The organism is Bradyrhizobium aeschynomenes (genome assembly GCF_013178945.1).
Lineage (GTDB): Bacteria > Pseudomonadota > Alphaproteobacteria > Rhizobiales > Xanthobacteraceae > Bradyrhizobium > Bradyrhizobium aeschynomenes.
In genome coordinates this window covers 377,070-402,129 of record NZ_JABFDM010000006.1, presented here as the reverse complement: position 1 = coordinate 402,129, position 25,060 = coordinate 377,070, and the positions used below count along the sequence as shown (strand labels likewise).

Annotated in this window: 19 protein-coding genes, 1 tRNA gene and 1 pseudogene; 8 read left to right on the top strand and 13 right to left on the bottom strand. The window is 62.6% G+C overall.

Translation table 11 applies throughout. The features are described from left to right. Nucleotides 1-7: 7 nt before the first annotated feature. The 6 genes from HL666_RS19965 to tnpA form a co-directional block, all read right to left on the bottom strand. Entirely contained in the window at nt 8-2,746 is a 2,739-nt protein-coding gene (locus tag HL666_RS19965) for a virulence factor SrfC family protein (protein ID WP_172183135.1), read from the bottom strand. 7 nt (nt 2,747-2,753) lie between these two features. Then, a complete protein-coding gene (locus HL666_RS19960) occupies nt 2,754-5,846 on the bottom strand; it encodes a virulence factor SrfB (RefSeq protein ID WP_172183133.1) in 3,093 nt (1,030 codons plus the stop codon). Between the two features lie 33 nt (nt 5,847-5,879). Continuing rightward, on the bottom strand, nt 5,880-7,214 hold the full coding sequence (locus HL666_RS19955) for a hypothetical protein (protein WP_172183131.1): 1,335 nt from the start codon (nt 7,212-7,214) through the stop codon (nt 5,880-5,882). Between the two features lie 9 nt (nt 7,215-7,223). After that, the gene (locus HL666_RS19950) at nt 7,224-9,206 is read right to left on the bottom strand and encodes a trypsin-like peptidase domain-containing protein (protein WP_172183129.1); all 1,983 of its coding nucleotides are present in this window, start codon (nt 9,204-9,206) and stop codon (nt 7,224-7,226) included. A 637-nt stretch (nt 9,207-9,843) separates the two neighbouring features. Further along, nucleotides 9,844-10,191, bottom strand: a complete 348-nt coding sequence (gene tnpB, locus HL666_RS19945) for an IS66 family insertion sequence element accessory protein TnpB (RefSeq protein WP_376698602.1) — start codon at nt 10,189-10,191, stop codon at nt 9,844-9,846. After that, nucleotides 10,163-11,056, bottom strand: coding sequence for an IS66 family insertion sequence element accessory protein TnpA (gene tnpA, locus HL666_RS34605; protein ID WP_172183127.1), 894 nt, complete (start codon nt 11,054-11,056; stop codon nt 10,163-10,165). The genes tnpB and tnpA overlap by 29 nt, the downstream gene beginning before the upstream one ends. A gap of 192 nt (nt 11,057-11,248) precedes the next feature. Between tnpA and HL666_RS19935 the strand changes: the two are divergent. Together HL666_RS19935 and HL666_RS19930 are read left to right on the top strand one after the other, a co-directional pair. Beyond that, nucleotides 11,249-12,337: pseudogene (locus tag HL666_RS19935) on the top strand (IS110 family RNA-guided transposase). Nucleotides 12,338-12,422: 85 nt separating this feature from the next. After that, nucleotides 12,423-12,971, top strand: coding sequence for a hypothetical protein (locus HL666_RS19930; protein ID WP_172183125.1), 549 nt, complete (start codon nt 12,423-12,425; stop codon nt 12,969-12,971). A gap of 96 nt (nt 12,972-13,067) precedes the next feature. Here HL666_RS19930 and HL666_RS19925 read toward each other — a convergent pair whose 3' ends face one another. Next, on the bottom strand, nt 13,068-13,976 hold the full coding sequence (locus HL666_RS19925; protein ID WP_172183123.1) for a protein-L-isoaspartate O-methyltransferase family protein: 909 nt from the start codon (nt 13,974-13,976) through the stop codon (nt 13,068-13,070). 213 nt (nt 13,977-14,189) lie between these two features. On the opposite strand from HL666_RS19925, the gene HL666_RS19920 reads away from it, so the two are divergent. The 4 genes from HL666_RS19920 to HL666_RS19905 all read left to right on the top strand — a co-directional run bounded on the left by HL666_RS19920 (nt 14,190) and on the right by HL666_RS19905 (nt 16,814). After that, complete coding sequence (locus HL666_RS19920) at nt 14,190-14,681, top strand: RNA polymerase sigma factor (RefSeq protein ID WP_311976010.1); 492 nt, start codon at nt 14,190-14,192, stop codon at nt 14,679-14,681. Further along, nucleotides 14,678-14,923 (top strand): hypothetical protein, encoded by a 246-nt coding sequence (locus HL666_RS19915; RefSeq protein ID WP_172183121.1) that lies wholly within the window; start codon nt 14,678-14,680, stop codon nt 14,921-14,923. The genes HL666_RS19920 and HL666_RS19915 overlap by 4 nt, the downstream gene beginning before the upstream one ends. 426 nt (nt 14,924-15,349) lie before the next feature. Further along, nucleotides 15,350-16,063 carry a helix-turn-helix domain-containing protein gene (locus tag HL666_RS19910; RefSeq protein WP_172183119.1) on the top strand — a complete coding sequence of 238 codons (714 nt, stop codon included), beginning with the start codon at nt 15,350-15,352 and terminating at the stop codon, nt 16,061-16,063. Between the two features lie 526 nt (nt 16,064-16,589). Then, nucleotides 16,590-16,814 (top strand): helix-turn-helix domain-containing protein, encoded by a 225-nt coding sequence (locus HL666_RS19905; RefSeq protein WP_246741576.1) that lies wholly within the window; start codon nt 16,590-16,592, stop codon nt 16,812-16,814. A 34-nt stretch (nt 16,815-16,848) separates the two neighbouring features. On the opposite strand, the gene HL666_RS19900 is transcribed toward HL666_RS19905, so the two are convergent. From HL666_RS19900 to HL666_RS19890, 3 genes are all read right to left on the bottom strand, one after another. After that, a complete protein-coding gene (locus HL666_RS19900; RefSeq protein ID WP_172183117.1) occupies nt 16,849-18,075 on the bottom strand; it encodes a tyrosine-type recombinase/integrase in 1,227 nt (408 codons plus the stop codon). A gap of 227 nt (nt 18,076-18,302) precedes the next feature. Beyond that, a tRNA-Arg gene (locus HL666_RS19895) sits at nt 18,303-18,379 on the bottom strand. Between the two features lie 121 nt (nt 18,380-18,500). Further along, nucleotides 18,501-18,758: a hypothetical protein gene (locus HL666_RS19890; protein WP_172108419.1), complete on the bottom strand. Its 258-nt coding sequence runs from the start codon at nt 18,756-18,758 to the stop codon at nt 18,501-18,503. Nucleotides 18,759-18,973: 215 nt separating this feature from the next. Here HL666_RS19890 and HL666_RS19885 point away from each other — a divergent pair, with 215 nt between their 5' ends. Then, nucleotides 18,974-19,417: a hypothetical protein gene (locus tag HL666_RS19885; protein ID WP_172108421.1), complete on the top strand. Its 444-nt coding sequence runs from the start codon at nt 18,974-18,976 to the stop codon at nt 19,415-19,417. Nucleotides 19,418-19,587: 170 nt separating this feature from the next. Here HL666_RS19885 and HL666_RS19880 read toward each other — a convergent pair whose 3' ends face one another. Together HL666_RS19880 and HL666_RS19875 are read right to left on the bottom strand one after the other, a co-directional pair. Continuing rightward, nucleotides 19,588-19,881: a histone gene (locus HL666_RS19880; RefSeq protein ID WP_172108423.1), complete on the bottom strand. Its 294-nt coding sequence runs from the start codon at nt 19,879-19,881 to the stop codon at nt 19,588-19,590. Nucleotides 19,882-19,951: 70 nt separating this feature from the next. Continuing rightward, on the bottom strand, nt 19,952-21,397 hold the full coding sequence (locus HL666_RS19875) for a cryptochrome/photolyase family protein (RefSeq protein WP_172183115.1): 1,446 nt from the start codon (nt 21,395-21,397) through the stop codon (nt 19,952-19,954). Nucleotides 21,398-21,519: 122 nt separating this feature from the next. Here HL666_RS19875 and HL666_RS19870 point away from each other — a divergent pair, with 122 nt between their 5' ends. Further along, on the top strand, nt 21,520-23,223 hold the full coding sequence (locus HL666_RS19870) for a methyl-accepting chemotaxis protein (RefSeq protein ID WP_172108427.1): 1,704 nt from the start codon (nt 21,520-21,522) through the stop codon (nt 23,221-23,223). Nucleotides 23,224-23,458: 235 nt separating this feature from the next. On the opposite strand, the gene HL666_RS19865 is transcribed toward HL666_RS19870, so the two are convergent. Further along, complete coding sequence (locus tag HL666_RS19865) at nt 23,459-24,763, bottom strand: TRAP transporter large permease (protein WP_172108429.1); 1,305 nt, start codon at nt 24,761-24,763, stop codon at nt 23,459-23,461. Nucleotides 24,764-25,060 lie beyond the last annotated feature (297 nt).

Genomic DNA, 25,060 nt, shown 5'->3' with positions numbered 1-25,060 from the left:
GCAGCAACTATCCGAAGTATCCGATGAGCTTCAGGATGGCACCGAGCCGGTCGTTCTGCTTGGCGTTGGCGGGGTCGAGGCCTGCCGCATTGCGGGCGTTTTCGATGAACAGGGCGTGGAGCGCGTGCGTCCAGTCGGCAATGAATTGGGCACGATATTGTCGCGGCTCTTCCCTGATGTCATCGATCGTGTGGGTGACGCGCCGTTCCTGAAAGATCGGGGTCTTCGCGGTGATCCAATCCACCAACGGGCGCTGCGTCTCCGGCATTCGATCGAAGCCAAAACTGGCTACGAACTGATTGAGCCGGTGTTCGATGATGACGCTCGCCTTTGCCAACCGCTCCTCCAGTCGCTCTACGAATTTGAGTGCTTCGATATCGCGCAGGATTTCCTGCGACAGGCGCCGGTTGACTGCAGTCTTGATGATCTCGCCGACGATTTCTCTGATCGTTGCGGTAGGCACCAGCACGTCGGCAGCGAATAATTCGTCGCTGGCTACCGCATCAAGATGCTTGAACCATGCGCGCATCGCGATTCGTGCGAGATATTCCGGGCTGGATCGGGATTCCAAGGAGAGGCTCGGATTCGATTCGGGCCGAGATGGGGGTGCAGTTGTTATCGGTCCACCGGGGCGTGGAATACCGCCGCCGGGCCTCGGAATTCCACTGCGAGCGTTGGTATTGCTGATTGTAGCGCCGGCAGCGCTGGCCCCGACGTCGTTGTCGCTCGGCCGCCGAATCAGGAATTCCGAAAGCCGATCGGCCAAGTCGGCTCCATCCAGCATCAATCCTTGCAGCAGCATGCCGAACCGATGATTGTCTATCGATTCGTCCAGTGCGTCCCGCGTCTTGTGCGCCATCTGCTCGCGAGCTTCCACGCGCTTAGCCGCATCTGTCGAGGTGTAAAACTGTCCGAGCGTGCTGATCGTGCGTTGGCGCAGCCGCTCGAGGCGATCTTCGATTTGACGTGGCTTGATGTCGGGCCTGCAGACCGCTGCGAGATGCTTGGCGATGTAGGTCGCTCCGCCGTCGTTTAGACCCATCAACTCGTCGAATGCTCGTTCGGGGTTGACAAAATGATGGCGAACAAGTTCCACGGAAGCGAAGGCGGAGCGAAGATCCCGAATGAAGCTCTCCTGCTCCGGCCGGATTGCCTTCTCGCGGTCGCCTTCAAAGACGAAAATGGATCCGCTCGCCTCTCTCACGCTCGGGTTTCGCATCAGGAAGCTGTTGGTGAAGGGAGCATCTCCTGCCCATCGTTGGACCCAGGACTCCGGCGAACGACCGAAAGGCTCGATCAGAGAGGCCTTGATTCGTCCGTCGAACTTCCGGTCAAGGCCAAGGCTGCTGTCGCTCTCCTTTCTTCCGAAATGAATGTCGAACATTGTGAAGATAAAGAACAGCAAGGTCGGCTTTCCAAGGCGATCCTGCGGCCGGGCACCATGGGTCGTCGATATCCAATTCGAGATGACTTCGGGTAGCTTCTTCACGTCCATATTGCTCGGCTTGGCGCACAGCAGCATCGCGCTGACGGCCTGTTCAGCCATGTAGCGCTGAAACAAATACTCGACTTTCCCTCGCAGAAGCATTTCTTGGATGGTTTTGGCACGGTTGCGGGAAAGGTGATGAGCAAGGCCTGTATGTTGAAGTCCATCGGACTCATCGTTTTCGACCGGAGGTTCAAGTCCCCGCCCGCGATAGCCTGGAAAATCGAGCAGATCGGTATGATCGAAAAAGTCCCACGGCTTGTCGGACAGCTTGAAGCGAATCTCGGCGGTGAGGGCTGCGATGACGGACCGGTCCAGCTCGATCGTCTTGCCGTCCGGGCGAGCGATTGCGATCCGGGGAGCGTTGCTGTCGCCGAGGTACCGTAGGCTTTCCGCATCGAGGATACTCAAAGGCTCCCGCTTTGTGGCATCGATCGCGTCAAGCGGGCAGAACGCGTGGGAGGAAAATTTCAGGTGGCTCAGTGCGCCGATTAGTTTTTCGAACAGCTCGGTCAGCGCTTGGTGCCTGCCCCATAGGATCGACCAGAAGCGTGCGGCCTGTGGGACAGACAGCCGACCAGCGATAGGCGCCGCCTCCGGCCACAGGTTAGACAAGTTCTTTGTGAGCTGCGATTCCATCAAATTCAGTTCGAGATATTCGCCAATATCCCAAACGTCGTCCTGCGAAATGCCGCTGGCGGCTTCAGCGCTGTTGGCGTGTGCTCGGAACTGATCGATATGCGCGCGTAGGTCCTCGACGCTCGGCCAGCTTTCATAGCGAGCTGGATTACCTTCGTATATGTAGGAGTTCGCGAGAATTTTGACGAGATCGGCAGGTGAGAGCAGGCGAATCGATACCGGAAACTCTTGCAGCGACGGAACGTCGCGAACCGTAAAACGCGACACGAGGCCGGTTGCCTCCTTACCACTATCTGGGTTTATCTTCTTGATGTAGTTGAGCGTCCGTCCGCCGAAATCCACCTGCAGCGTATCGCCCGTACGGGCAAGAACGGAAATGAGGTGCGATTTTCCGACCTGACTCGGGCCGAATACCGCAACGGCCATCGGCTCCGCGGTTGCCTCGAGAAGCTTGCGTGCCTGCAGTCGCGATCGACGAAGCTCGCGTTGGACGAGTTCGCCACGCTCGCCGATCAGCTTGGCGTTCTCGGCATCGGTCGCCCAGCCGATGGCCTCGTCGATGCCATCGGCGACGGATTGAACCCTTGGGACCAGGTCCTGTTGCTCTGTGAAATGCGCCATTAACGTCTCATGGAGGTTTTAGTATTCCAGTGTCGAGCCAATGCGTTTCGGTATCGATCGTCCGGAAGCCGAGGGTGACTCTGCTGATGATGTTGCGTGCCAGCTTGTCCTCGGCCTGAGTGACGGCAATCTGCTCTTTGCTGGCTTCGCTCTCCAGCTTTTTAGCAAAACTGTCGTCGGGATCGACGTCATCGAGCCGTCGTGTCAGCGTAATCGTCGCCGGCAATTGAGCTTGTCCACCTCGCGTATCGACCGAAAGCAGATACAAGGGAGCGGTGACCCAACGCTCGTACGGCAACTGTCGCGATCCAATCGCCCGTGGACCGTAATGCTCGCATTCCTTGTCCGCCTCCATGGGAGGCGGGGGCTCGAACAGCACGTTTTCCCTACTCATCTTACCTTCCTGCGACAGGAAGCCGAGGTAGCGCGCAGTCGAGCGCATTTGTATCTCGTCGGACTTGTGGAAGAAGTCCTCCAGGCTGTCCTGTGCGTAGGTGCACAGCAGCGCTCCCACCACAACGGCCGTCTTCGGGTCCGATATCCGCCCGCTTTCGGTGGCCCCGAACGGAAACCAAGTGCCGGGCCTGTAATTATGCAGTGCAACGATCTTGTTCGGACTGACCGAAAATTGATCGGCGAGCATTTCCGTGACGGCGGGCATGCGCGCCGGACGACCCGAGAGAATGAGCAAGTCGACGTCGAAATGGTCGAGAGCCTCGCCGAGAACCTCGAAAACGTCGTTGAGCGAGTCGCGGACGGCATCCCGTATCGCGGTGTGGTCGATCGGGATCTGTGTCTTGGCCAATGAGAAATCGATCGCGCCCGCACTTGCGGCACGTTCTTCAATGTAACGAGATACTTCGGCGAGGTTTGCCGCAACGCTCTCGTCTCGAACGAGCTCGCCGAAGGAGCGCGTTTCGATGCGATTATACATGCCGGGAGCCGCCTTCTCATGCTCATGGATCAGACCAAGCGCAGCCGGAACGACCGCTTCAAGCGTTAGTTTCCATCGGCTGTGCCGTTCCTCGGCGGACATGAATTCATCAAAGCAGCCCTTTACGACCGTACGGGCCCGGGTCAGGTCGAGGCCGCAATTGACGAGGTCATGCTGGATGGCGGGGAGGACGATACGTTCGGCGACCAGTTTTAGGATATCGTCGCCGGCAATGCGAACGCCCTCGCGAAAATCCTGCCGCGGTTGCAGGCCCCGATCGCCGACCGCCGTATAAGTGATGATCATCAGGTCGGTGGTGCCGCCCCCGATGTCGATGCTTGCCACCCGTAACGAAGGCACCGGCGGGCCGCTGGGAATTGCAGCCGTGGGACGGGGGCGACCGATCAGCTTGATGAAAGGGTCGACATTGCCGGCAAATTTCCGAGCGATCTCGCCGTACAGCCAAACGAGTTGTACGCATGTCGCCTCATCCCAGCGCACTTCGACTTGCGGCGGGGTGATGCCGACCGGCGGCGACTTGCTCCAGTCCATCATATCCCATAGCAGCGACAGAGCACTTTCGGCGCGTGCGCGCATGATGCGCTGTTCGCGTACCGGTGTCGCAGTCGGTAGGGTCAGGATGATCCGTCGCAGGCGGCGCGGCAGGTTCTTTTCGCCGCGTTTGGCACGCACCTCCGGGTCATTGATCATCACCCATGCTTGCCAGATCACTTCCAGTAGCATGAAGGTGTAAAAGGACGATCGCGAAAATGACAAGCGAGGCCCGGTCTTCTCGATATCGTCGATGTTCTTTCGGCCGTAGAGCGACTTGAATATCTTGGGGTCCTTGCGAACCTTCGACAGCACGTCGCCGTTCTGGTTTACCCACCGCCTGAGTCGCCGCTCAACCAGCGGACCAACGCCGCCCTCGAAGTAGCTGTGCGCCGGGAAACGCCACTCCTGCTGTACGGCGTCCATGTCCCACAAGTAGCGCTTGGGACTCGACATGCCGCCGGTCTCGCGGCCGGTGGCGCCTTCGGCGCGAACGCGCGCGGCCTCCGGGCCGACTCGCACGATGCTTGGCCACAGGAACGCGGTACTGCGTCCGGACATGCGCGAAATGCCTTCGCTGCCGAAATTTGCTGCCGACAGTTCGACATGACTCTCGAACGGCTCAGTGTAGATCCGTTCGGGCCGTGACAGGTCACGGATGCGCACGGGTCGGCAATTGTTGAGGTCGACCTTCTTTTGGTTCGGAAAGCGTTCGACGACGATACCGCAAGACCGGCTGTTGCCGACGTCAAGCACGAAATCCACATCGACCATTCGGGTCGAAGGGTCGCTCTCGTTGACGCGATCAGAAATCGTGTCGATGAACGACAGTCGTGGCGGGTTTGCGAATTCGGCGAGCAGGTCGACGAAGGTGTACCATCGCGCGGCATGCTCATGAACATGTTGCAGACGTGGATTCCGGCGATTCGGATTGGCTTCGGTGCTGGCCCGCTTGAACTCGAGGAAAAGCTCCTCGAGCCACTTGTCGACCCACAGTTGGGGGTCGTCGAGCTTCTGCGCCAGCGCGGCGTTACGATTTCCTTGAACGAACCAGCCCATTCTGGCCATGTCCGACACCAGCCGGAACATGCGCTGACCCTCGACATCCTTGGCGAGAGGCACGGTATATGGGCCGTATGCAGGTCCATCCTGTGGATCGGGTCGTCGGATCTCGGTATCGACCGCGAAGATCACGCGATGGGTATAGTTGCGATCCTGCGCTGTCGAGATTTCCGGAATGATGCGAACCCTGACCCAGTTGGTTGGCCCAGCGTCATAGGCTTCGCCGCCGCCGGGCGTACGTCCGTCCCTGATCCGCAGATAGGGCAGGGGGACCCATTTGCCGAGGTAGGGCTCGAGCGCGTTTTCGGGCCTGATCGCATAGGCGTCGTCGTTCGGAAGTTGCTCAAGCGTATCGCCCTGCTTCGACGGATCCTCTGGATGCCAATCCGGCAGCAAATAGACATGCCTGCGATCCGCCTCCGCTGCTGGCTCCGAACGTTCGATGAACGAGCGGCGAAACCTCGTGGCGTCTGCGAGATTCAGATAGCGCGTAATGAATTGCACCCCGGAATGGGGGACTAGTTGCAGAGGTTCGTCATCGGGATAGGGCATCGTCGATAGCTCTCTGTTCGCCTTTCCTGCCGATTACCTTGGAACCGGGATTTCGAGATAGAAATTGGGCTCGCCGGGCGTACGGGAAGGGCGTTGGACGTCGATGCGCTTCTGCGCAATGATTTGTCCGCTGCGGCGGACGATGATTGTCGCGGGCAGAGTTGTCCGTTGCTCGCCCTGGTCGGCATACCATCCGACGCCGACTTTCAGCATGCCGGCCGGAATATCGGAGATCGATGGGAAGACGACGTCTTCGACCGGCTGAGTCGAGCGGCTCTCGTGGTTCATGTCGATCTGCAGGTTGCCGCCGCAGTTCGATTTCTCCTTGAAGTAGACGGCCTTGTTGTCCGCGCAAGCCACGTACAGATCGAGGTCTGCCGTTCCGGGCCAGCCAAGCGAGATGTTCAACTCGCCCTTGACGCCCTTGTTGTCCTCGACGCGCTTTTCAATGTCGCTTGTGCTCGGCGGTTGCGCAGATTGCGACGCGGGCAACTGCAGCCGTCCCGCGGGGCATTCGGCGATGCGTCGCCCCAGTTGCAGCTGAAGATTGTCGATCAGGCGCTGCAGGTCGGATATCTGGCCGGCGTCTTCCTGGACGATTGACGATACACGGCCGCACCAGGCAAGTCCCGGATACCAGGTGCGAACGAGGTTGATCGCGCATGCCCGCAACAAGATTGCGAGGATTGCAGCGACCAGTAGAGCAAAGAGTAGCCACAGCAGCCAATGCCACGGGAAAGGCCGTCGCGCCGCCATGACCGCTGGCGACATCCGCGTCTCCGACTGTCGTGCAGATGCCGGGACGACAGAAAGGGAAGGAGGCACAGGTCTGATGGAGTCAGCAATGGGCGGCGGCAAAGCGGCTGGTTTGAACGGCTGCTTTGGCGCCACGTCGGCGATGCGCACGAGGCCGACATCGAACGGCAACGCCTCCTGTTTGTGATAGGCCCAGGCGACCAGAACAGGCTGGTCGCCGACCGCGTAGATGTATTCGGGTCCGGGTATTTGCAGCGCATTGCGCAATGCTTCGGCCAGAGAGCGATCCGGTCCTCCGCGTTTCGGCTGATCGAGTTCCTTCGCAAACGCGCGAATGTCATTCGTCAGCCTCGTGAGCTCTTGCTCGAATTTTGCTGCATCCGGCGCTGGGAGATCGGCAAATGGCGTTGCCTTGACGTGTCCAGGCACGTACCAGTCGACGGCGGAGCCGTCGGCGAGCGGTTCTGGATCGGCTAGCAGGGCGGCATGTCTGACGCCGAATCTGGCAGACAGGGAATCGAATAGTCTGCCATGTCCACGGTCGCCTCGGCTGCCCAGGGGCACAAGACCCAGGAGGTTGGTCGAGGCGATGCGCGTGGTTTCGTTACTCACAGCGCCCTATCACTTCTGCTGGCTTTGCGTCGGCTGCCGATTTGCCTGGCTGGGCGGGGGCGCTTGTGAAGCGTTGTTCTCTGAATTGGTTCCCTGTGCAGCGGCTGCGTTCTGGATGCGTGCCGGATCGCAGGGCGCATCGTCGTTCTTGAACGCGATCCGTTTCTCGTTGAGGAAGCCCTTCAATCCTAGCGCCTGCAAGGAGAAATTCAGCCGCAGTGCGTTCCCGCTGTCGATCGTCCCGAACGTATTGACGCCGACTAGACGTCCGCACAGATCCACCAGCGGGCCGCCGCTGTTGCCCGATGATATCGTGGCGCCATGCACGAGGAGACCCTGGCCATTCTGACCCGCTTGCAAGGCTGTCACCCAGCCCTGAGTGATGGCGGGATCAGGAACCGCGCTGAGATCGCCGTCCATCAAGCGCTGGTATTTGTCATCCGTGCTCATCACGAAGCCCGGGAAACCTGCTGCGATGACTGTGTCGCCGCGGGCGACTCTCGAGCTCAGAGAAATGGCGGGCCGGTTCGCATCGACAGGCACTTCGATCACCGCAAAATCCTGGCCGCCCACATCGGACGAACGGGTCTGGCCGACGACGCGCCCCGTCACAGCGCCCCGAGCCTTGTTGACCACGGCGATCCGCGATCCGTCGGAGCCTTCGACGACATGGCGATTGGTGACGACGTGGCGGTCGTTGACGAAGAAGCCGGTGCCGACCGCGGCGCCCGTTCCACCAGCCGATGGCGCAATCACCAGCGTCGTCACCCGATCAAGATGCTCCACGAGCGTGGACGGCTGCCCATCCGGTGCACTCGGGCCGCGCAAGCTGCCGGGCAAGGGCGGAAGCAGTGGTGTGGCTGATGCCGTCCCACCTGGCGCCTGGTCCGCGGTTGCGGCGACGGAGCCGGCAGTGCCGGACCCTTTGGGAAGGTCGCTCCGCGATCGGTCGTCTTCCGACCCGGGAGTTGCTGTGGGCGGCGATTGGGGGGACATCACGTTGCCCTGTCTGGAAGGCAAGTTGCCGCGCGGCTCCGCGGGCGTGCAGACACCCTCACGCAACATGCCCTGGAGATCTCGCACCTTGGATTCGAGCGTGCTGCGCGTTTGAGCTGCCAGTTCGGGGTCCAGTGGCGTGCGCGTAGCTGTGTCGCCCAGTGACGGATAGATCAACACGCCGGGAATCGAGAGTATCAGGAGCAGAGCAGCTGCAATCGCCGTCGCAATCGCGACTGGTATCCATGGCCGGTAGGATTGGCCAACGACCACTGTCTGCGCAAGCGGCGCGGCCGCGGCGCCTGCTGCAGGAGTTTCCCGTAGCGGTTCGCCTGCAATCTTCGTCCCAGGACCGGCGAGGGCCGTGTCAGGCGCGGCCAAAACCGCTGCTCGCATTTCGTCGGGCTCAAACGACGGTACGGCAATGCCTGGAGAAAGCAGCCGTCCAATGCCCGCAGCAAAGTGCGCCCCGCGTTGATCGCGCGAGTCCGCGACAGCTTCGGGCAACAGTCCCCAATTGGTGATCACCACCTGATCACCCACGACCAGGATGTCGTCTTCAAGCGAGGGCAGATTCAGCCAAGCCGAAAAAAACGCGCCGACGCGCTCGTCCTTCAGTAAGGGGTTCAGCGTCATCAGGCCCCGGGTCAACTCGGCCAGAACGGAATCCCGCCGGAGGGCGGGGACCGTCCCTAGCGAACTGATCGCGCCAGCGTATGCGCTGTACCAGACGATTTCGCCTTGGTTGACGCCGTTGTCACGGGTCGCCGACGGTCTGGCAAACACGTGCAGCGCATCCTCAAGTCCCAGCCTGCGAGCTACTGCTGAAACCTGATCCCACGTGTCGAGAACTGCCACTCCCTGGGGTCTTGCCTCAATCAAACCGGCCAGGGCAACGCGACGCAGATAGACGTTGGCGTCCCTCACGACCCTATCCCCCAAACGAACCGAAATATGCGCCCGGTAGCGAACCGACTTCAAGACATAGGTATTCAATGGTTGGAGATCTTACGTAGTTCTACGCCGGGTTGAAAGCCCATTCGTGAGGTCGCTACGAAGATTTATGCCGACCATCGTTCAAAGCGATCAGAACGGATCGGTAATTTGATGCCGAATTCGATTGTCAGAATCGGAGTGGGCTTTCAGCGAGCAAGAGCGGACCTAGCTATGCTGACACGCGGGACACACAGGCCGGAGCGGAACTGTGCGCTTGAGGGTGTGTCGCTCGACGTCCGGACGCTGGCCGACCTTGGTCACACAGCAGTTGCCGCCCTGATGTCTTGATGATTGGATAGCGCTCGGTATAGCTGCGGAGATCGGGCTCCCAAATTCACCTTTGATTGCGCCTTCTACAGCGGTCCATGTCGCTGTCGAGATCCTCGAGCCCAAGTGCAAACTGGTCAGGGTCCATACGTTCGGAGCTGCTGCAATCTCTGCAGCCGTTTGATGATGGAGTTGAGCCGCTCGATCTCGGTGTCACGATGCTCGATCGTAACAGCAATGTGGCGCACAGGCGCTGCAGAAGCGGAGGATCGGACGGGAGATTGGTGAGAACGAGCTGCATGTCCGATGGTACTCGACCACGCTAATTCGTAGGAAAAACACAACTCAGTTCAGCACCTGTTTTTGCAGATCATCCTGCAATGGCAGGCTTCCAGACCCGCTCTGGCGCGCGCCAACCGATCCCCTCGATCAGCATCGCGAGCTGAGCCGGTGTGAGAGTGATCGAGCCATCGTAACCCGCCATCGCGGGCCACACGAAGCCGCCCTGGTCGATGCGTTTGGTGAACAGACAAAGCCCGTTTCCGTCCCAGAACAGGACCTTCAGGATCGATGCCTTTTTGCTTCGAAAGGCAAACAGAGCACCGGAGAACGGATCCTTCTTCAGCGTGTCTTTGCCATGTCGGTGTAGCCGAGCGCCAAGTGAACTTTCACGCCTGCAGGAACGAACATCATCGTGCGGCGGCCTCTTTGCTCTCAATCTGTGGTCGCACGGCATCCGGATCGCTGTCGGCGGGGGCGAAGACGCGCCGTCCATCATGGAGGTCGACGGCCATCATGCCCTTTGGTGGACGCACGAGATCGCGCAGGGCACGTGCGGCGGGCAGGTCGTCAGGCAGCACGACACGGGCGAGCTTGGAGCGCTTCTTTTGTGCGATGCCGAACTGCGCGTGCCAGCGGAACAGCAGCCCGGTGACGATGCCGTGCTTTCGCGCGACGGCAGAGACCTTGGCGCCTGGTAGCTCGGTTTCCTTGGCGATCGCGAGCGTTTCCTCGTCGCTGAAGAAGCGCCGAACCGGTGCCGGCGGCGCCGCAGGTTCGCCGATTTCGGCGGCTGTCAAGCGGCGTGCGGGCTGTGAGTTCCTAGCGCTAACGGGCGGACGGGCGGAGGGATGAAGATGAGCGCGCCAGTCGATCGTCACCTCGCCGGCGGCCAGTCGGTCACGCCATTTGCGCAGCGAATACGGCGACAACTGCATCGCCGCGGCGTAGGCGCAGAGCTCCATTCCGCTCCAGTTCAGCGCCTCGACATGCATCGCCCAGAACGCCTGCGAGGCCCGATTGCGCAGATCCGAGGTGACCGTGAACCTGCGCTGCTTCTGCTTTCGGAGCGCCGTTTCCCGCTCTTCCTGGGCGCGCTCGCGGCGCAATTCCGTCTGATATTTCTCGAGCTTAAGCCCAGTCTCGTTGCCGGCCAGCCGCTTCAGCCAACGCCGCAGAGTGTTCTCGGTCAGGCGTTGTTGTTGGCAGTACTTGCGGATCCCGAGACCGCTCCGACGCCACGCTTCAATGTGCAGCGACCACCATTCGCGGCGCGCTCTGTTCTCGAAATGTTTGGATCCCACCGGAGATTCTCCACAGCAGCAGAGAGCCCGAAATGGAACGACAACACACGAGGGGGAAGGTGTGCAGGGACCGGACGGTTACCAGGGGGAGGTCGAATTGCCGCCCGTAATCGGTCTGACCAGCGGAGTCCGGCTGACGCAGCGTCGCTGTCCGCGCAGAATGCGCGGCTTCAGCAACGCGGGAGGCGGGCGATGGAATTCTTCACTGGACTGGACATTGGCATGGACGAGACCGCGATCTGCGTGGTCGACGACAAGGGCCAGGTGATGGTCGAGGTGACGGTGGCGACCGATCCGGAAACCATCAAGGCGGCGCTGTTGCCGTATCTCGGCCGCCTGCGACGGGTCGGCCACGAGGCCGGCGCGCTGTCGCCCTGGCTGCATGGCGAACTGCTCCGGCTCGGCCTGCCGGCGATCTGCCTGGAGACCCAGCATGTGCGCGCGGCGCTGAAGGCGCAGCGCAACAAGACCGACAAGACGGACGCGCTCGGCATCGCGCACATCATGCGGACCGGCTGGTTCCGCAAGGCGCACATCAAGAGCGAGCCGTGCTACCGGTTGCGGCTGCTGTTGACCCAGCGGCGCAATCTGAAGCGCAAGTTTCTGGACCTCGAGAACGCGGTGCGGCACTCGCTGAAGGCGTTCGGCATCCGGCTGAGCCGCGTCGGCCGCGGCGCCTTTGCGCAAGCCGTGCGCGACGCGGTGGCCGGCGATGCGCTGGTAGCCGAGCTGATCGACGCCATGCTGAATGCGCGCGCCGCGCTGTGAAAAGAGTACTGCCGGCTGCACAAGCTGGTGGTGAAGCTGGTCGCCGGGCATGAGCTGTGCCGGCGGTTCATGCAGATCCCGGGCGTCGGCCCGATCGCCGCGTTGAGCTTCATGACCGCGATCGACGATCCGTCGCGCTTCAAGCGCTCGCGCGATGTGGCGGCGTATTTTGGGCTGACGTCGCGACGCTGGCAGTCGGGCTCCTCGATCGATGTGCAGGGGCGGATCAGCAAGGCGGGCGACGCCGACGTACGGCGCGCGCTCTATGAGGCGGCAAGTGCGCTGCTGACGCGCTTCAAGCGCAAGGACAAGGTCAAGACCTGGGGACAGACGATCGAAAGGCGCGCCGGGCATCGCAAGGCGGTGGTGGCGGTGGCGCGCAAGCTTGCAGTGATCATGCACGCGATGTGGATCGACGGCACGTTCTATTGCGGCGATCCGACCGCCAGCGCCGCCGATGTCGCTGCGCACGCCGTGCGCAAGGATCGCAGGCTGCTGGGAGCGCTCGCATGAGCAAGCGCAGCAGCCAGACTGCAACGAACATGCGTTGAGGACGACGCACGAATTGATGGAGCTCCGCGACTGCGGAAGAGGACCGGTGCAGATCAGAGACGACGGAACGCACGCTATCTTGCCTGCGACGAACCGCTCCCCGGAGCGATGCGATCGCGTCAAATTGCCTGTGACGTGGCTCCGTCAGACCGATGGAAAATTGCGCCGCGACGGCTATGCTGCTGCCATCGTGCAGCGGCGCCACGCCGTCGCTGAGCGCGGAAAGCTGCACGGCGCACTGGGACTCCTCGCTGTCAAAGAGCTGCAGATCGAAGCGCGCTGCAGACGTGTTTTTGACGATGAAGACGGAGAGCACAGATGGCGAAAACGACGAAGAAGATCGTGGCAGAGACGCAGAACATCCGACCGATTAAAGCGGCAAGATAAAAGAAGCTCGCCGGATGAACGCCAAGCCATTGACATGGCTTGTGTTCAACCGTGCCGGTCGGTCGGAGGGCGTGCCGCCATTGAGCTTTTTGCCAGCAAAGTCAAAGATCATTTCGGCACTGATCGTGCTGTAGCGAACCCTAGCGAAAGACTCGGATCATTCCGCGCCAAGGGCAGAATCCGCTACGCGGTCTGCGCCGGCGGATGAAGCCCTATCGCGGCCGTCGGGCCTGAGAGTCTGTGCTGACGCATTCCACCCGGGGCAGGCGCGAGAGCCGTCCTAGCCCATGCCTCGGATCGCGCGTCAGGCGGTGTTGTTGTTGCCGTCTTCAGGCTGATGGGTGGTGGCATCGACCTCTGATCCTTGTCGCTCCAGCCAGAAGCCGGATGCCTGATACCAGACCCGCTCGGACTCGCCGGATAATGGAATGCCGCGGTGAAGAGCTTGGATCGGAACATTCATCATCGGCGAGTTCGCGGGGGCGCCCTTCAGCCTGCGGCTGCCGTCCTCATCGCGGCCGTTTGTGCAGGGATAGATGCTGACCCCTCCGATCGACGAGGCCTCGAAGGAGGCACCGCGGCGGACCACGCGCAGCAGGAAGCCGGACCAATCCTCGCTGGTCAGCGGGAGCAGCAGCCGACCGTTGTCGGCGAGGCCGTCCAGCCATTGCGGAGCGGGATGAGTGCAGCCTGCGAACACGATCACGAGGTCGTATTGGCTCGCGTCGGTATCGACGTTTCGGCCGTCGCCCGAGATCACCTGGACCTGCGGCAAGCCCTGCAGGTTGGTCTCGGCTCGAGCGGCGAGGACCGGGTCGACTTCAATCGCCGTCACCCGCCCGGAGGGCCCGACGATTTCGGCGAGCACGGCTGAATAGTAACCGCTGCCCGCTCCGATCTGCAGCACGCGCTCACCCCGTCCGATATCGAGCTGCTCGAAGTTGCGGGCCCAAAAGCTCGGCATCCCATTGTTGAGCTTCCGGCTCGGGTCGATTGAGACCAGGACGTCGTGATAGAGCCAACGCGGATCGTCGTCCGGGGTGATGAAGGGCTCCCGGTAGGGGTATGGTATGATCGACCAAGGTCCTGGGCCGACGAACGCCTCTCGCGGGACGGCGCCGAAGGCTTCGATGATGTGCGGGTTGCGTAGGACTGGCGTCTTGCAGCGTAGGTCCTCGGCATACCAGCGGCGTGCATTTGCGATCTGATCCATGATCTCTCCTCTCAGCATGCAAAGGATGCGGATCTCGGATCGGTAGCGCGGACACGGCCAAAAGCTTTTTCCGAGGCTGTCGCAACGTATCTGCTGGACCGCATAATAGAGGTCATGGAACGATCGATTGGCACCCCTGGAGTTGGTTCGAACGCCGGTCGCACCGTCGCCGATGCAGCGGCGGCGATCGAGGCCTTGTCTGAGACTGATCTGGTGCGGCTGAAAGCCCTGGCGCAATTGTGGAGCCGCGGGCTGCCCGGAGGGATCGGCTGGACCGACGTGCTGCATGAGGCCATCCTCCGCGTGCTCGACGGATCGCGGGTCTGGCCGCTGGGCGTGCCGATCCTGGCTTTCTTGTCCGGCGTCATGCGCAGCCTCTGCGACGATTATTGGCGGCGAGTTCGCAGCGAGCAACGGCTACTGGTCAGCCGCGACGATCCCGGCCAGCACGGCGTATCGAGCGATCCCGTCGACGAATTGGCCGATCCCGAACGCGTGGCGCTGGCGGTCGCAGGGCTCGCTGAGGTGTTCCGGCTTTTTGCAGGAGATCGGGTCGTGTTGCAGATCATCGACGGGCTGGCCAACGGCCTCACGGCCAGGGACATCTGCCGGGCGTATGGCATCTCGGATATCGATTACGATACTGCGAGGCGGCGAATGCGGCGCGCGCTGCTCCGCCACCAACGAAATTGGAGCACGCCATGACACGCTGGAACCCCCGTCTCGAACTCGCGCGCCTGCTCCAGGCGCTCAGCGATGACGTCATCGCGGCGACTGACGAGGACCTTCGCGAGATCCAGGGACGTGCCCTGGCCGGTACGGCACGGCAGATCAAGCGCCTTGTCAAGGCTGCGCAGGCTGCCGAGGGCGGCGAGCCCCGCATTGTGAGCTCTACCGATACAGAACGCGGCCTGGAGTCTGTCCTATCACATCACAATCGGCACTGATCGGTTGGGAGAAGGCCTGGAAGAGTAGGGGAGCCGGGCCTCTCTGAGGGACAATCGGCTGAGGACGGGCGGCCGGTTTGGGCGGAAGCTTGCCTCCTACGACGAGCCCCGCACTGGCGACGCTCATCGTGGTTGACGCCGCTCGCGTTGCCTAGATCTCCGCGACCTGTCGATCGCATGGCGGCGTAGCACAGCGAAGACTCGGCGATATGCGAGTCCGGTGTCGCTGTGGCACAATCGACATATGTTGCCGTGCGGCCGTTGCCCGAGTGAGTTGCGCGCTCCGACCAATGCGAGGTCCGGCAAGCTCCTGAACGGGGCGTATCCTCTCGTGAGCTTCGTACGCCGTTTCGTCGAGGTAGGGTGCCGTCGGCCGGCTAAAGCTCGCGCCGATCTGCATGTTCTCGCCTGGATGGTCACCCGCCGGTGACCATTGTCCGTCGCGAGCACAGGGCGCAGTTCACCATCGTCCCGAACGCGGTCTTCGCGGATTCCCGCCTTTCCGTCGAGGCGAAGGGCGTCCTGGGCTATCTGCTGTCGCGACCCCACAAATGGCACGTCCGCCTCGATCATATCGGACGAACCCTCCTGGTCGGCCGCAAGAAGCTGCAGCGCATTTTCCGAGAGTTGATCGCCGCCGGCTACGTCACTCGCGAAGCGCAACGAATTGTCGACGGACATCGGTTCGGTGAGATTGATTACGTCGTCTGTGACGTGCCGGCGCCTGTGAACAAGTCGGCGCGTCCGCGGGGTCGAAAGGGACCTGCGGCTCCGCGGGTCCAAAAGGGACCTGCGTATAAAGACTCACCGCAGGGCCCTGAGGGACCTGCCTATAAAGAACTATATAAAAACAGACCTGATCTGCTCGGATCCCGCGTTCTTGATGGTCGGCCCAATGTCGTCGGCGTGACGCATGATGGGATGGCCGATCTCCAGGATGACGCTCGCCTTGATCTAGGGATTGTCGCGCTCTTCAACGACGTTGCTGAAGGTTGGGAATTGATCGCGGCGCTTCCGGACCCAGCACGGGACGAGTTGCGTCAACGCTACCGGCGGGGTGAGCTCGACCGGTTTGCGATCATGGAGCTCCGGACCCGATATCGACATTTGCTGGGTGGCGGTCGACCGAAAGGCAGGTAAGCGATAGGGCTGTCGCAGCGCCCAGATTGTGCTGGGTGAAGTGTGACGTGACGAAGCTCCAAACCGCTGGGGGGAGCGGGCGGGGCGGTCCAGGGGGCCGAACCGATAGCTATGCCGTGTATCGTCCTGATCTCCGCCTGCTCGTGAACGTGGGCTGCAAGGCCCAGAGCGGGCGCAGGAGACTGAAGCGAACGGATCGGCCTCTACCGCGCCGATCTCCTTTGAGGCACTCCAAGACGTCCGGAAGGATTTTGAGAGCTGTGGATCTGAGGGCGCAGCAAAGGGGGGCAACAGTCGCCATACGACGTTGGCACTACGGCCGCGCTCTTGGCTGGTCTCGGCATCCGCGCTTCGTTGGCAGTTCAGTGCAGTCAGGGTTCTCAACTATCCCAATTGTACGACATCGCGTCCGAAACTCCGCCTAAGGGATTTCGGATGTTGCCAAGCATTCGCTGAGCCTTCATCCGTCGGATCCGCGTGCCTTCGATGTCGTCGCGGCCATCAAATCAAGCGAGAACACCCCTGGATGCCAAAGCGCGAACCGATGCTTCGAAACGCTGCGGACAAGCTCAGCCTCACCGTTCCTGAGGCTGCGCTACTGTCTTCGCTGGGCCAAACGTCCCTTTACAAGGCCATCAAAGAAGGGCGGCTTCGAATCCGAAAGTATGGCACGCGGACGATCATCACGCGCGCAGATCTGGCCTCCTTCTTGGAAAGCCTGCCCGACGCGACCAAGCAGCCCGAGCGGTGACATCCTCGTCGGTGCAGGGGGATAGCTTGAGCCTTCAGGCGACCTTCATCGGGGTCACATTGCTCCTTGGTGGTTGCGTTGCGAAATCCGCGAATGTCTGCATCACATGCAGTCGCTTCTTCAGGGCCTCGCCGCGCTTATAGGCCTTTTCGGCATCATCGCCCGTGATGTGGTGCAGGCAATGCTCGACGATTTCCTCCTCGAAGTGGGTCTGCTCCTGCGCCCAGGTTCGAAACGTCGTGCGGAAGCCGTGCACGGTCAGGGAGTCGTCTCCGGTGAGCTCCTTGAGATATTTGAGCATGGTCATGTTGCTCATCGGTCTCTTCAGACTGCGGCCGGGAAACACGAATTCGTCATTCACGCGGCTGTCGTAAGCCTCGCGCAAATAGGTCAGCGTCTGCCGGGGCAACGGCGTGCGCTTCAACCGCTCGTTTTTGGTGCCGAGAAAGCCAAGATCCCAGATTCCGTTATCGAGATCGAGTTGCGCCCAGCGCATGTTCTGAACTTCGGCGGTTCGTCCCAAGGTCAGGATGATGACCTCGAGCGCCCGCGCGCTTTGCGTCGAGATGGCGCTGAGCTTGTGCATGAACGCCGGCAGGTCCTGGTAGTCCATCGCCTTGTGGCCGCCCCGTATCGTGCCACGCCGCCGTTGCCTGGGCATGATCGGTTGCAATCGGCTGGCCCAATCAGCAGGGTTGTCTTTCGGTCGCAGGTTGTGGGCGATCGCTGCGTCGAGAATTTTCTTGATGATCTGGCGAGCGGAGCGGGAGGTCTCTGGCTGCTGCCATATCGGCATGAGTACGTTGACGACATGGGCAGTTTCGATCTCGTGGACCCAGTGCTTGTGGAGCGGGCGGCAGATGACCTGCACGATGCGCTTCAGCTTTGCTCTTGCGGCCTTGTGCCTCATGCCGGTCTCGTAGGTTCGCCGCCATTCCTCGGCGAATTCGCCGAATTGGCGCGATCCCTGGGTGCGGCGTTTCTCGACGTGACGGTGCTCTCTCGGATCGGTCCCCTTTGCTAGCAGCCGCAGAGCGTCAATCGCCTTGTCCCTGGCCTCGGAGAGCTTCAGGCCGGTTTCCTTGGCCGAACCAAAACCCATCTTCTTGACGATGCCGTTGCGCTGATAGCGGAACGCCCAGCGGCGGCCGCCACTTGGGGTGACGATCAGGTAGAGGTTGTTGCCGCACGGGTATTCACCGGGCCCGACGGAGAGATAGTTCTTGGCGGTGATCTCGGGCTTTTGAGTTAGAAGCTGCATGGGAGATTCGAACTCCTGTCCCTCGCTGAAAAATGCAGCGTTTCAGGCGAGGGGGATTCTAACTCAGATCGAGGGATGGCCAAATGGACGGTCTGGCGGAGCTCGCCGACGATCGCCGGTGGCACGCTGCAGTCACCGAAAGGGCGAAAAACCACGATCTCACAAGGTGTTATCGTGGGCTTCGGTGATGATCAGCGATGGCGGGTGAAGGGGGGCGAAGACGGGCCTGGCGCGCTCGGAGAGATTCGAACTCCCGACCCTCGGAATCGAAATCCGATGCTCTATCCAGCTGAGCTACGAGCGCCTAGCGAGGGAGCAACCCCCCGCACGACTCCGGATACCAGAGTTGGGCTGCCAAGGCCAGCCTCCGCCGGCGGATCGTCAGTTCGCCCTGGCTGGCGAGCCTCGTGAAGGCGAACGGGGTCTCAAAAGCAGGGATGCCGGCGCCGGTCCTGGCCGATATAGGCCGCCGAACTCTGGTAGCAGTGGTTGGTCGAAGGGCCGTCATAGAACGCGAAAGTGCCGGGCAGGAGCCCCGGACCATAATTGTGCAGGAAGCTGATCGCGTAGGGCAGCCCATGATGGTGGCGATGATGCCGATGATGGCTGCGTGCGTCCGATGCCGCCGGGACAAGGGCCGCGGCCACGATCAGGGCGGCGGCTGATGCTACGAGCTTGCTCATGTTTTTCTCCGAGAACGACGCCAAGATGGGCCAATCGCTGACAATTTAACTGCGAAGTGCCGGAAAGGGTGCGCCAATGCGGCGGTTCGGTCAAAATTTTGGCCTTTTCCGCATGCTTAACGAATCCGTGACAAGGTCCCGCCCATGCGTTGCGCACCGGGCCGCAGGACCTTGCCGCGCCTCCGCCCAGATGAGACCGGGTTCCCGTCCGATCGATGAACCGCCTGATCCCATGCGTCGTGCTTTCCCTGGTCGCCGCGACCCCGGCCCGCGCGGATCTGCACATCACGCGGGATCATGGCGGCTACATTGAGGAGTACAAGGCGAGGTACAAGCATATCCGGGACACGCGGCAGCGCGTGATCATCGACGGCATCTGCAATTCCGCCTGTACGCTCGTGTTCGGCTTCGTCCCGCTCAACAAGATCTGCGTCACGCCCAAGGCGAGCCTCGGCTTCCATCAGGCCTATTACGACAAGGCCTTCACCTTCGGCATCAAGGTCACCAGCTTCGAGGGGACATCCGAGCTGATGTCCTATTATCCCGACACGGTGAAGGACTGGATCCGCCGCAATGGCGGGCTCACCACCGAGATGAAGCGGATCAAGAACGGCGTCGATCTCTGGAAGATCGTCGATCCCTGTCCCGATTCCTGGTGAAGCGCAGCTGCCCGCTCGCCGCCTCGCGCACTGCAGCGAAGAGCTGAGGCCGGCAAGACATCCGAAACAATCCAGCGCCAGATCGTCCCCACTACCGGGCACTGGATTGTTTCGCCGGGACCATCAGCATGGGCGACTGCCTCTGCCGTACAATCCCGAACCAGTCAGCTTCAGCGCTTGGCCTTCTTCGTCTTCTTGGCCGCTTTCTTGGTGGCCTTCTTGGCCGTCTTCTTCGCAGTCTTCTTGGCGGCCTTCTTCACGGTCTTCTTGGCCGACTTCTTGGTCGCAACCTTCTTGGCCTTGGCAGCAGCCCGCTTGGGAGCGGCCTTCTTCGCGGTTTTCTTGGCCGACTTCTTGGAAGCCCGCTTCGCCTTCGGCGCGGCGGCGGTCACGGGATCCGTCGCAGCCTCGGGCGGCGTGCCCGGTGCGGCGATGGTCGGGTCGGTCAGTGTGGTGTCGTCCATATCGGTCCCCCGATCTGTTGGAAACCCTACGACGATAGCTGGATTCTCTCAGCTGTCAAAGCGAGCGCAACTAATCACTTGTGCGCAAGCTCGCGTAGGCCGCCAGCGCGCGCGCGCGCCCGTGCTTGTGCTCCACGATCGGCGACGGGTAGGAGCGGCCAAGCGCGACGCCGGCTTCGGCGAGCTCGAGCGGCTTCGCCGCCCAGGGCTGGTGGATCAGCCCGGCGGGGAGGCGCGCCAGCTCAGGAACCCAGCGCCGCACATAGGCCCCGTTCGCATCGAATTTCTCGCCCTGCAGCACGGGATTGAAGACACGGAAATAGGGCGCGGCATCCGCGCCCGAGCCGGCCACCCACTGCCAGCTGGCGGGGTTGCTGCCGGGGTCGGCGTCGACCAGCGTGTCCCAGAACCATTGCTCGCCCGCCCGCCAGTCGATCAGGAGGTGCTTCACGAGCAGCGAGGCCGCGACCATGCGGACGCGGTTGTGCATGCTCCCGGTGTGCCACAGCTCACGCATCCCGGCGTCGACGATCGGATAGCCGGTCTGGCCGCGCAGCCACGCAGCGAGTGCGGCGTCGTCCTTCGTCCAGGGGAAGGCGTCGAAGGACGGCTGCAGGTTGCGGGTGGCGAGGTCGGGATTGTTGTAGAGCAGGTGGCGGCTGAACTCGCGCCAGCCGAGCTCGCTCAGGAACTTGTCGATGCCGCGTGCGCAGGCGGGGCGCTCCTCGGCGGCAAAGCGCGCCGTGTGCCAGATCTGGCGCGGGCTGATCTCGCCGAACCGTAGATGCGGCGATAGCCGCGACGTGGCCTCGATGTCGGGACGATCGCGGTCGCCGGCGTAGCCGTGCACCGCGAATTCGAGAAAACGCGTCAGTCGCTGCTGCGCTGCGCGCTCGCCGGCCTGCCACGTCGTGCGGAGGCCGCCCGCCCAGTCGGGTTTCGTCGGCTCCAGCCCCAGGGCCTCGATGGCGAGGCTCGGTGCGCCCGTCACGCAGGCGAGCCTGGCGGGAGTGGGCAGTGGCTTCGGCGGGTCGCCCAAGGCGAGCACACGCTTCCAGAACGGCGTGAACACGCGCGGGCCGCGTCCATCCTTGCCGCGCAGCTCGGCGGGATCGACCAGCAGGTCGTCGGCAAACACACGTGACGCGACGCCGATGTCGCCAAGCGCGGCCTCGACATCCGCGGCCACGGCGCGCGGACCGGCCTGGGCGACGTCGTTCCAGTACACCGCGCCGGCCTTGATCTCGCGCGCCAGCTCGCCGAGCACCTTGGCCGCAGGCCCGCGGCGGATCACCAGATCGGCGCCGAGCGCCTCGAGCTCTGCCCGAAGTGCACGCAGCGATTGCGCCAGCCACCATTGTGTCGCTCCGCCGAGCAGACGGATCCCGGGGCTCTCCTGATCGTAGACGAAACTACACGTCACGCGGCTGCCGGACATCGCTGCAGTATACAACGCGGGGTGGTCGGAAAGGCGCAGGCTCTCGCGAAACCATACGATGATAGGGTTGGATGACATGCTCGGGTATCTGATTGCCGTTTTTGAAGAGACTTCCGGTATTCTACGCTCCGGAAAATAACTGCTTTGAAACCAACTACGGGCAGTTTGAGAATTGGTTGCAGTGCTAGGAAGGTGAAGACGTGTCGTTCAAGTTGAAGCTGGGTACCAAGGCGCTGATCGGCGCCGTCGTCGTCATCGCGCTCAATACGGCGCTCGTCGTCGGAGCGGCTTACTGGTCGCTCACCTCGGATTTCAACGAGCGCGCCAAGCGCGACATCGAGGGCAATCTGCGCACCTTCGCGCTGACCTTTGCCGAGACGTTCAAGGACGCCAAGGTCGGCGTGCAGAACGGAGCGGTGACACGCATTGAGATCCCGGCGATCCCCGAGGTCAAGGACCACGCGATCGTCGACCGCGCAGTCTCCTATGTCGGCGGCAGCGCCACGTTGTTCGTGGTCGACGACAGCGGCCAGTTCGTGCGGCGCTCGACCAACGTGAAGAAGGAGAACGGCGACCGCGCCGTCGGCACCCAGCTCGCCGCCGACCACCCCGCGCAGGCGCTGCTGCGACGTGGCGAGGCCTATAAGGGGCCCGCAACGCTGTTCGGCAAGCCGTTCATGACCGCCTATTTCCCCGTCACCAATCCCGCAGGCAAGGTGATCGGCATTCTCTATGTCGGCGTGCCGATGGCCGAGCTCGATGCGATGCTGTCGCAGGCCATGCAGACCATGAGCATCGCCGCTGCCATCGCAGCGCTGCTGGTGCTGGGGCTGACCATGCTGGCCGTCCGGCGCGTCACCAAGCCCTTGGCCTCGGTGACCGAGGCGCTGACCGCCATCGCCGAAGGCCGCGAGACTGCCGAGATCAAGTCGGACGACCGCGGCGACGAGATCGGCGAGATCGCGCGCAGTCTGGTCGTGTTCCGCAGCGCCGCCGGGGAGCGACGCCGGATGCGCGAGGAGCAGGCGGCCGCGGCTTCGGCCGCGGTCGAGCAGCGCAAGGCCGAGTTGCAGCGCTTCGTCGATTCGTTCCAGGCCAGCATCGGCGGCATCATCGAGAACGTGCTGACCTCGTCGAGCGAGTTCGAGCGCGAGGCGCGCCAGCTCACGCAGGCGGCGCGCACCACAGCCGACCTGTCGGGGCAGTCGGCTGGTGCTTCAGAAAGCGCGTCCGAGCATGTCCGCACTGCGGCTGCGGCGTCCGACGAGTTGTCCGGCTCCATCGGCGAGATCATTCGCCGGGTGCAGGAGTCGAACGCCATCGCGGCCGAGGCGGTCAACCAGGCGACCGCGACCGACCAGCGCATCAAGGAGCTCTCCGACGCCGGCAACCGCATCGGCGACGTCGTCAAGCTGATCACCTCGATCGCCGAGCAGACCAACCTGCTGGCGCTCAATGCGACCATCGAGGCCGCTCGCGCCGGCGATGCCGGCCGCGGCTTCGCGGTGGTGGCCCAGGAGGTCAAGACACTGGCCGGCCAGACCGCCAAGGCCACCGAGGAGATCTCCAGCCAGATCGCCAACATGCAGACGGTGACGCAGGAATCGGTCGAGGCCATCAAGGCGATCGGCTCGACGATCGAGCGCATCAACGGCATCGCGGCGTCGATCTCGGCTGCGGTCGAGCAGCAGCGTGCCGCCACCCAGAACATCACCCAGAGCGTTCGCTCGGCCGCGAGCGGCACCGCCGAGGTCGTCAACAACATCCGCAGCGCGGCGCGCGGGGCGGGCGAGACCGGCGATAGCTCCAACCGGATGTTCGTCTCGGCCCAGGCGCTGTCCAGCGAGAGCCTGCGGCTGAAGGCGGAGGTCCAGAAGTTCCTCGACAATATGCAGGCAGCCTGACGGGCGGCCTGGTTGGTGCTGAAGGCAATCCGCGCCCGAACTCTCTCGTCATTCCGGGGCGCGCGACGCGCGGACCGGAATCCACCACCACGACTGGTAGCCGGTTCGAAGAACGACGCCGTCTCCATCGTGATCCGCCATGAGCCCATCCGCGCTGCGTCAGAACGGCTTCGCCGGTTTGCGCGCGTATGCCCCGGAATGACGGCGTGGGGAGAGGGTGTCGGCGTCACATGGCTCACCCGTAGAGCAGCCTTGGCAGAATGGTCACGATGCCCGGGAACAGGGTGAGCAGCAGCACGAAGGCGACCATGATGCTGAGGTAAGGGGCGGTCACGCGGGCGATATAGCCGAGGCCGTCCTCGGTCAGGCCCTGGATCACGAACAGGTTGAAGCCAACCGGAGGCGTGATCTGGGCCATCTCGACCGCGAGCACGAGGAACACTCCGAACCAGACCTCATCGAAGCCGGCCCCCTTCACGATCGGCAGAACGATCGGAAGCGTCATCACGATCATCGAGAAGCCGTCCAGGAAGCAGCCGAGGATCAGGTAGAACGCGATCAGCGCTGATATCAGCATGAACGGCGACAGGCCGAGGCCCTTCACGAAGCTTGCGACCATCTGGGGAATGCCGAGGAACGCCGCGGCATTGCCGAGCATCGAGGCGCCGAGCACGATCAGAGCGATCATCGAGCAGGTGATGACCGAGCCGATCATCACGTCGCGCACCACCTGCTGCGACATCGCACCCTGGAAATAGGCGACCATCGCCGCGCCGAGCACGCCGACAGCTGCGGCTTCCGAAGGCGTCGCGAGGCCGCCATACATCGAGCCGAGCACGCAGGCGATCAGGAAAAGGGCAGGAGCCAGGTCCTTCAGCGCGGCGAAGCGCTCCGCCCACGGCACCTGCGACAGTTGTGCCTCCGCCTTCGGCACCATCGAAGGCCTCAGCGTGGTGTGCAGCATCACCCAGCCCATGAAGGCGCCGGCCAGCAAAAGACCGGGCAGCACGCCGGCGGTGAATAGCTTCAGGATCGAGACGTCGCCGAGCACGCCGTAGATGATCATGATGTTCGAGGGCGGGATCAGGAAGCCGAGCGTGCCGGCGCCCGCGAGCGAGCCGATCGCGATGTCGCGCGAATAGCCGCGGCGCAGCAGCTCGTTGAGCGACATGCGGCCGATCACCTGCGTAGTCGCGGCGGACGAGCCGGAGATCGCGGCGAAGATGGTGCAGCCGATGACATTGACGTGGAGCAGGCGGCCCGGCAGCAGGCCGGCCCAGGGCGCGAGCCCCTGGAACAGCGAGCGCGACAGGCGGGTGCGGAACAACAGCTCGCCCATCAGGATGAACAGCGGCAGCGCCAATAGCTCCTGCGTCGTCAGGATGTTCCAGGCATATTGCGGAAGCAGCTTGTCGAGCGGGATCGACCGGAACATCGCCAGCAGCAGGGTTGCGGTGAGGGCGAGCGTGAGCCCGATCCACAAGCCCCCGGCCAGCAGCGCGAACAGGATGACGAACAGGCTGATGACTTCGATGGTCATGGGGTGAGGGAGTCCGCGGTGAGAGAGGCGGGCGGGAGCGGGAAGCGGAATGATGCGTTGGATATGTCGTTTGCCGTCGGGCGGCGTGTGCGCCTTGCGCGGTGTGCGTAGCCGGTGCTCGGTAGTCTGCTTCCGCTTGCTCGGTCATTCCGGGGCATTCGCGCGCAAAATGGCGAAGCCATTTTGAAGCAGCGCGAGTGAGCCCGGAATCCATACTCACAGGCCAATGTGGTGGAGCGAAATGCCAACCACACGCGTGCCCCATACGGCAGCCTGTGGCTATGGGTTCCGGGCTCG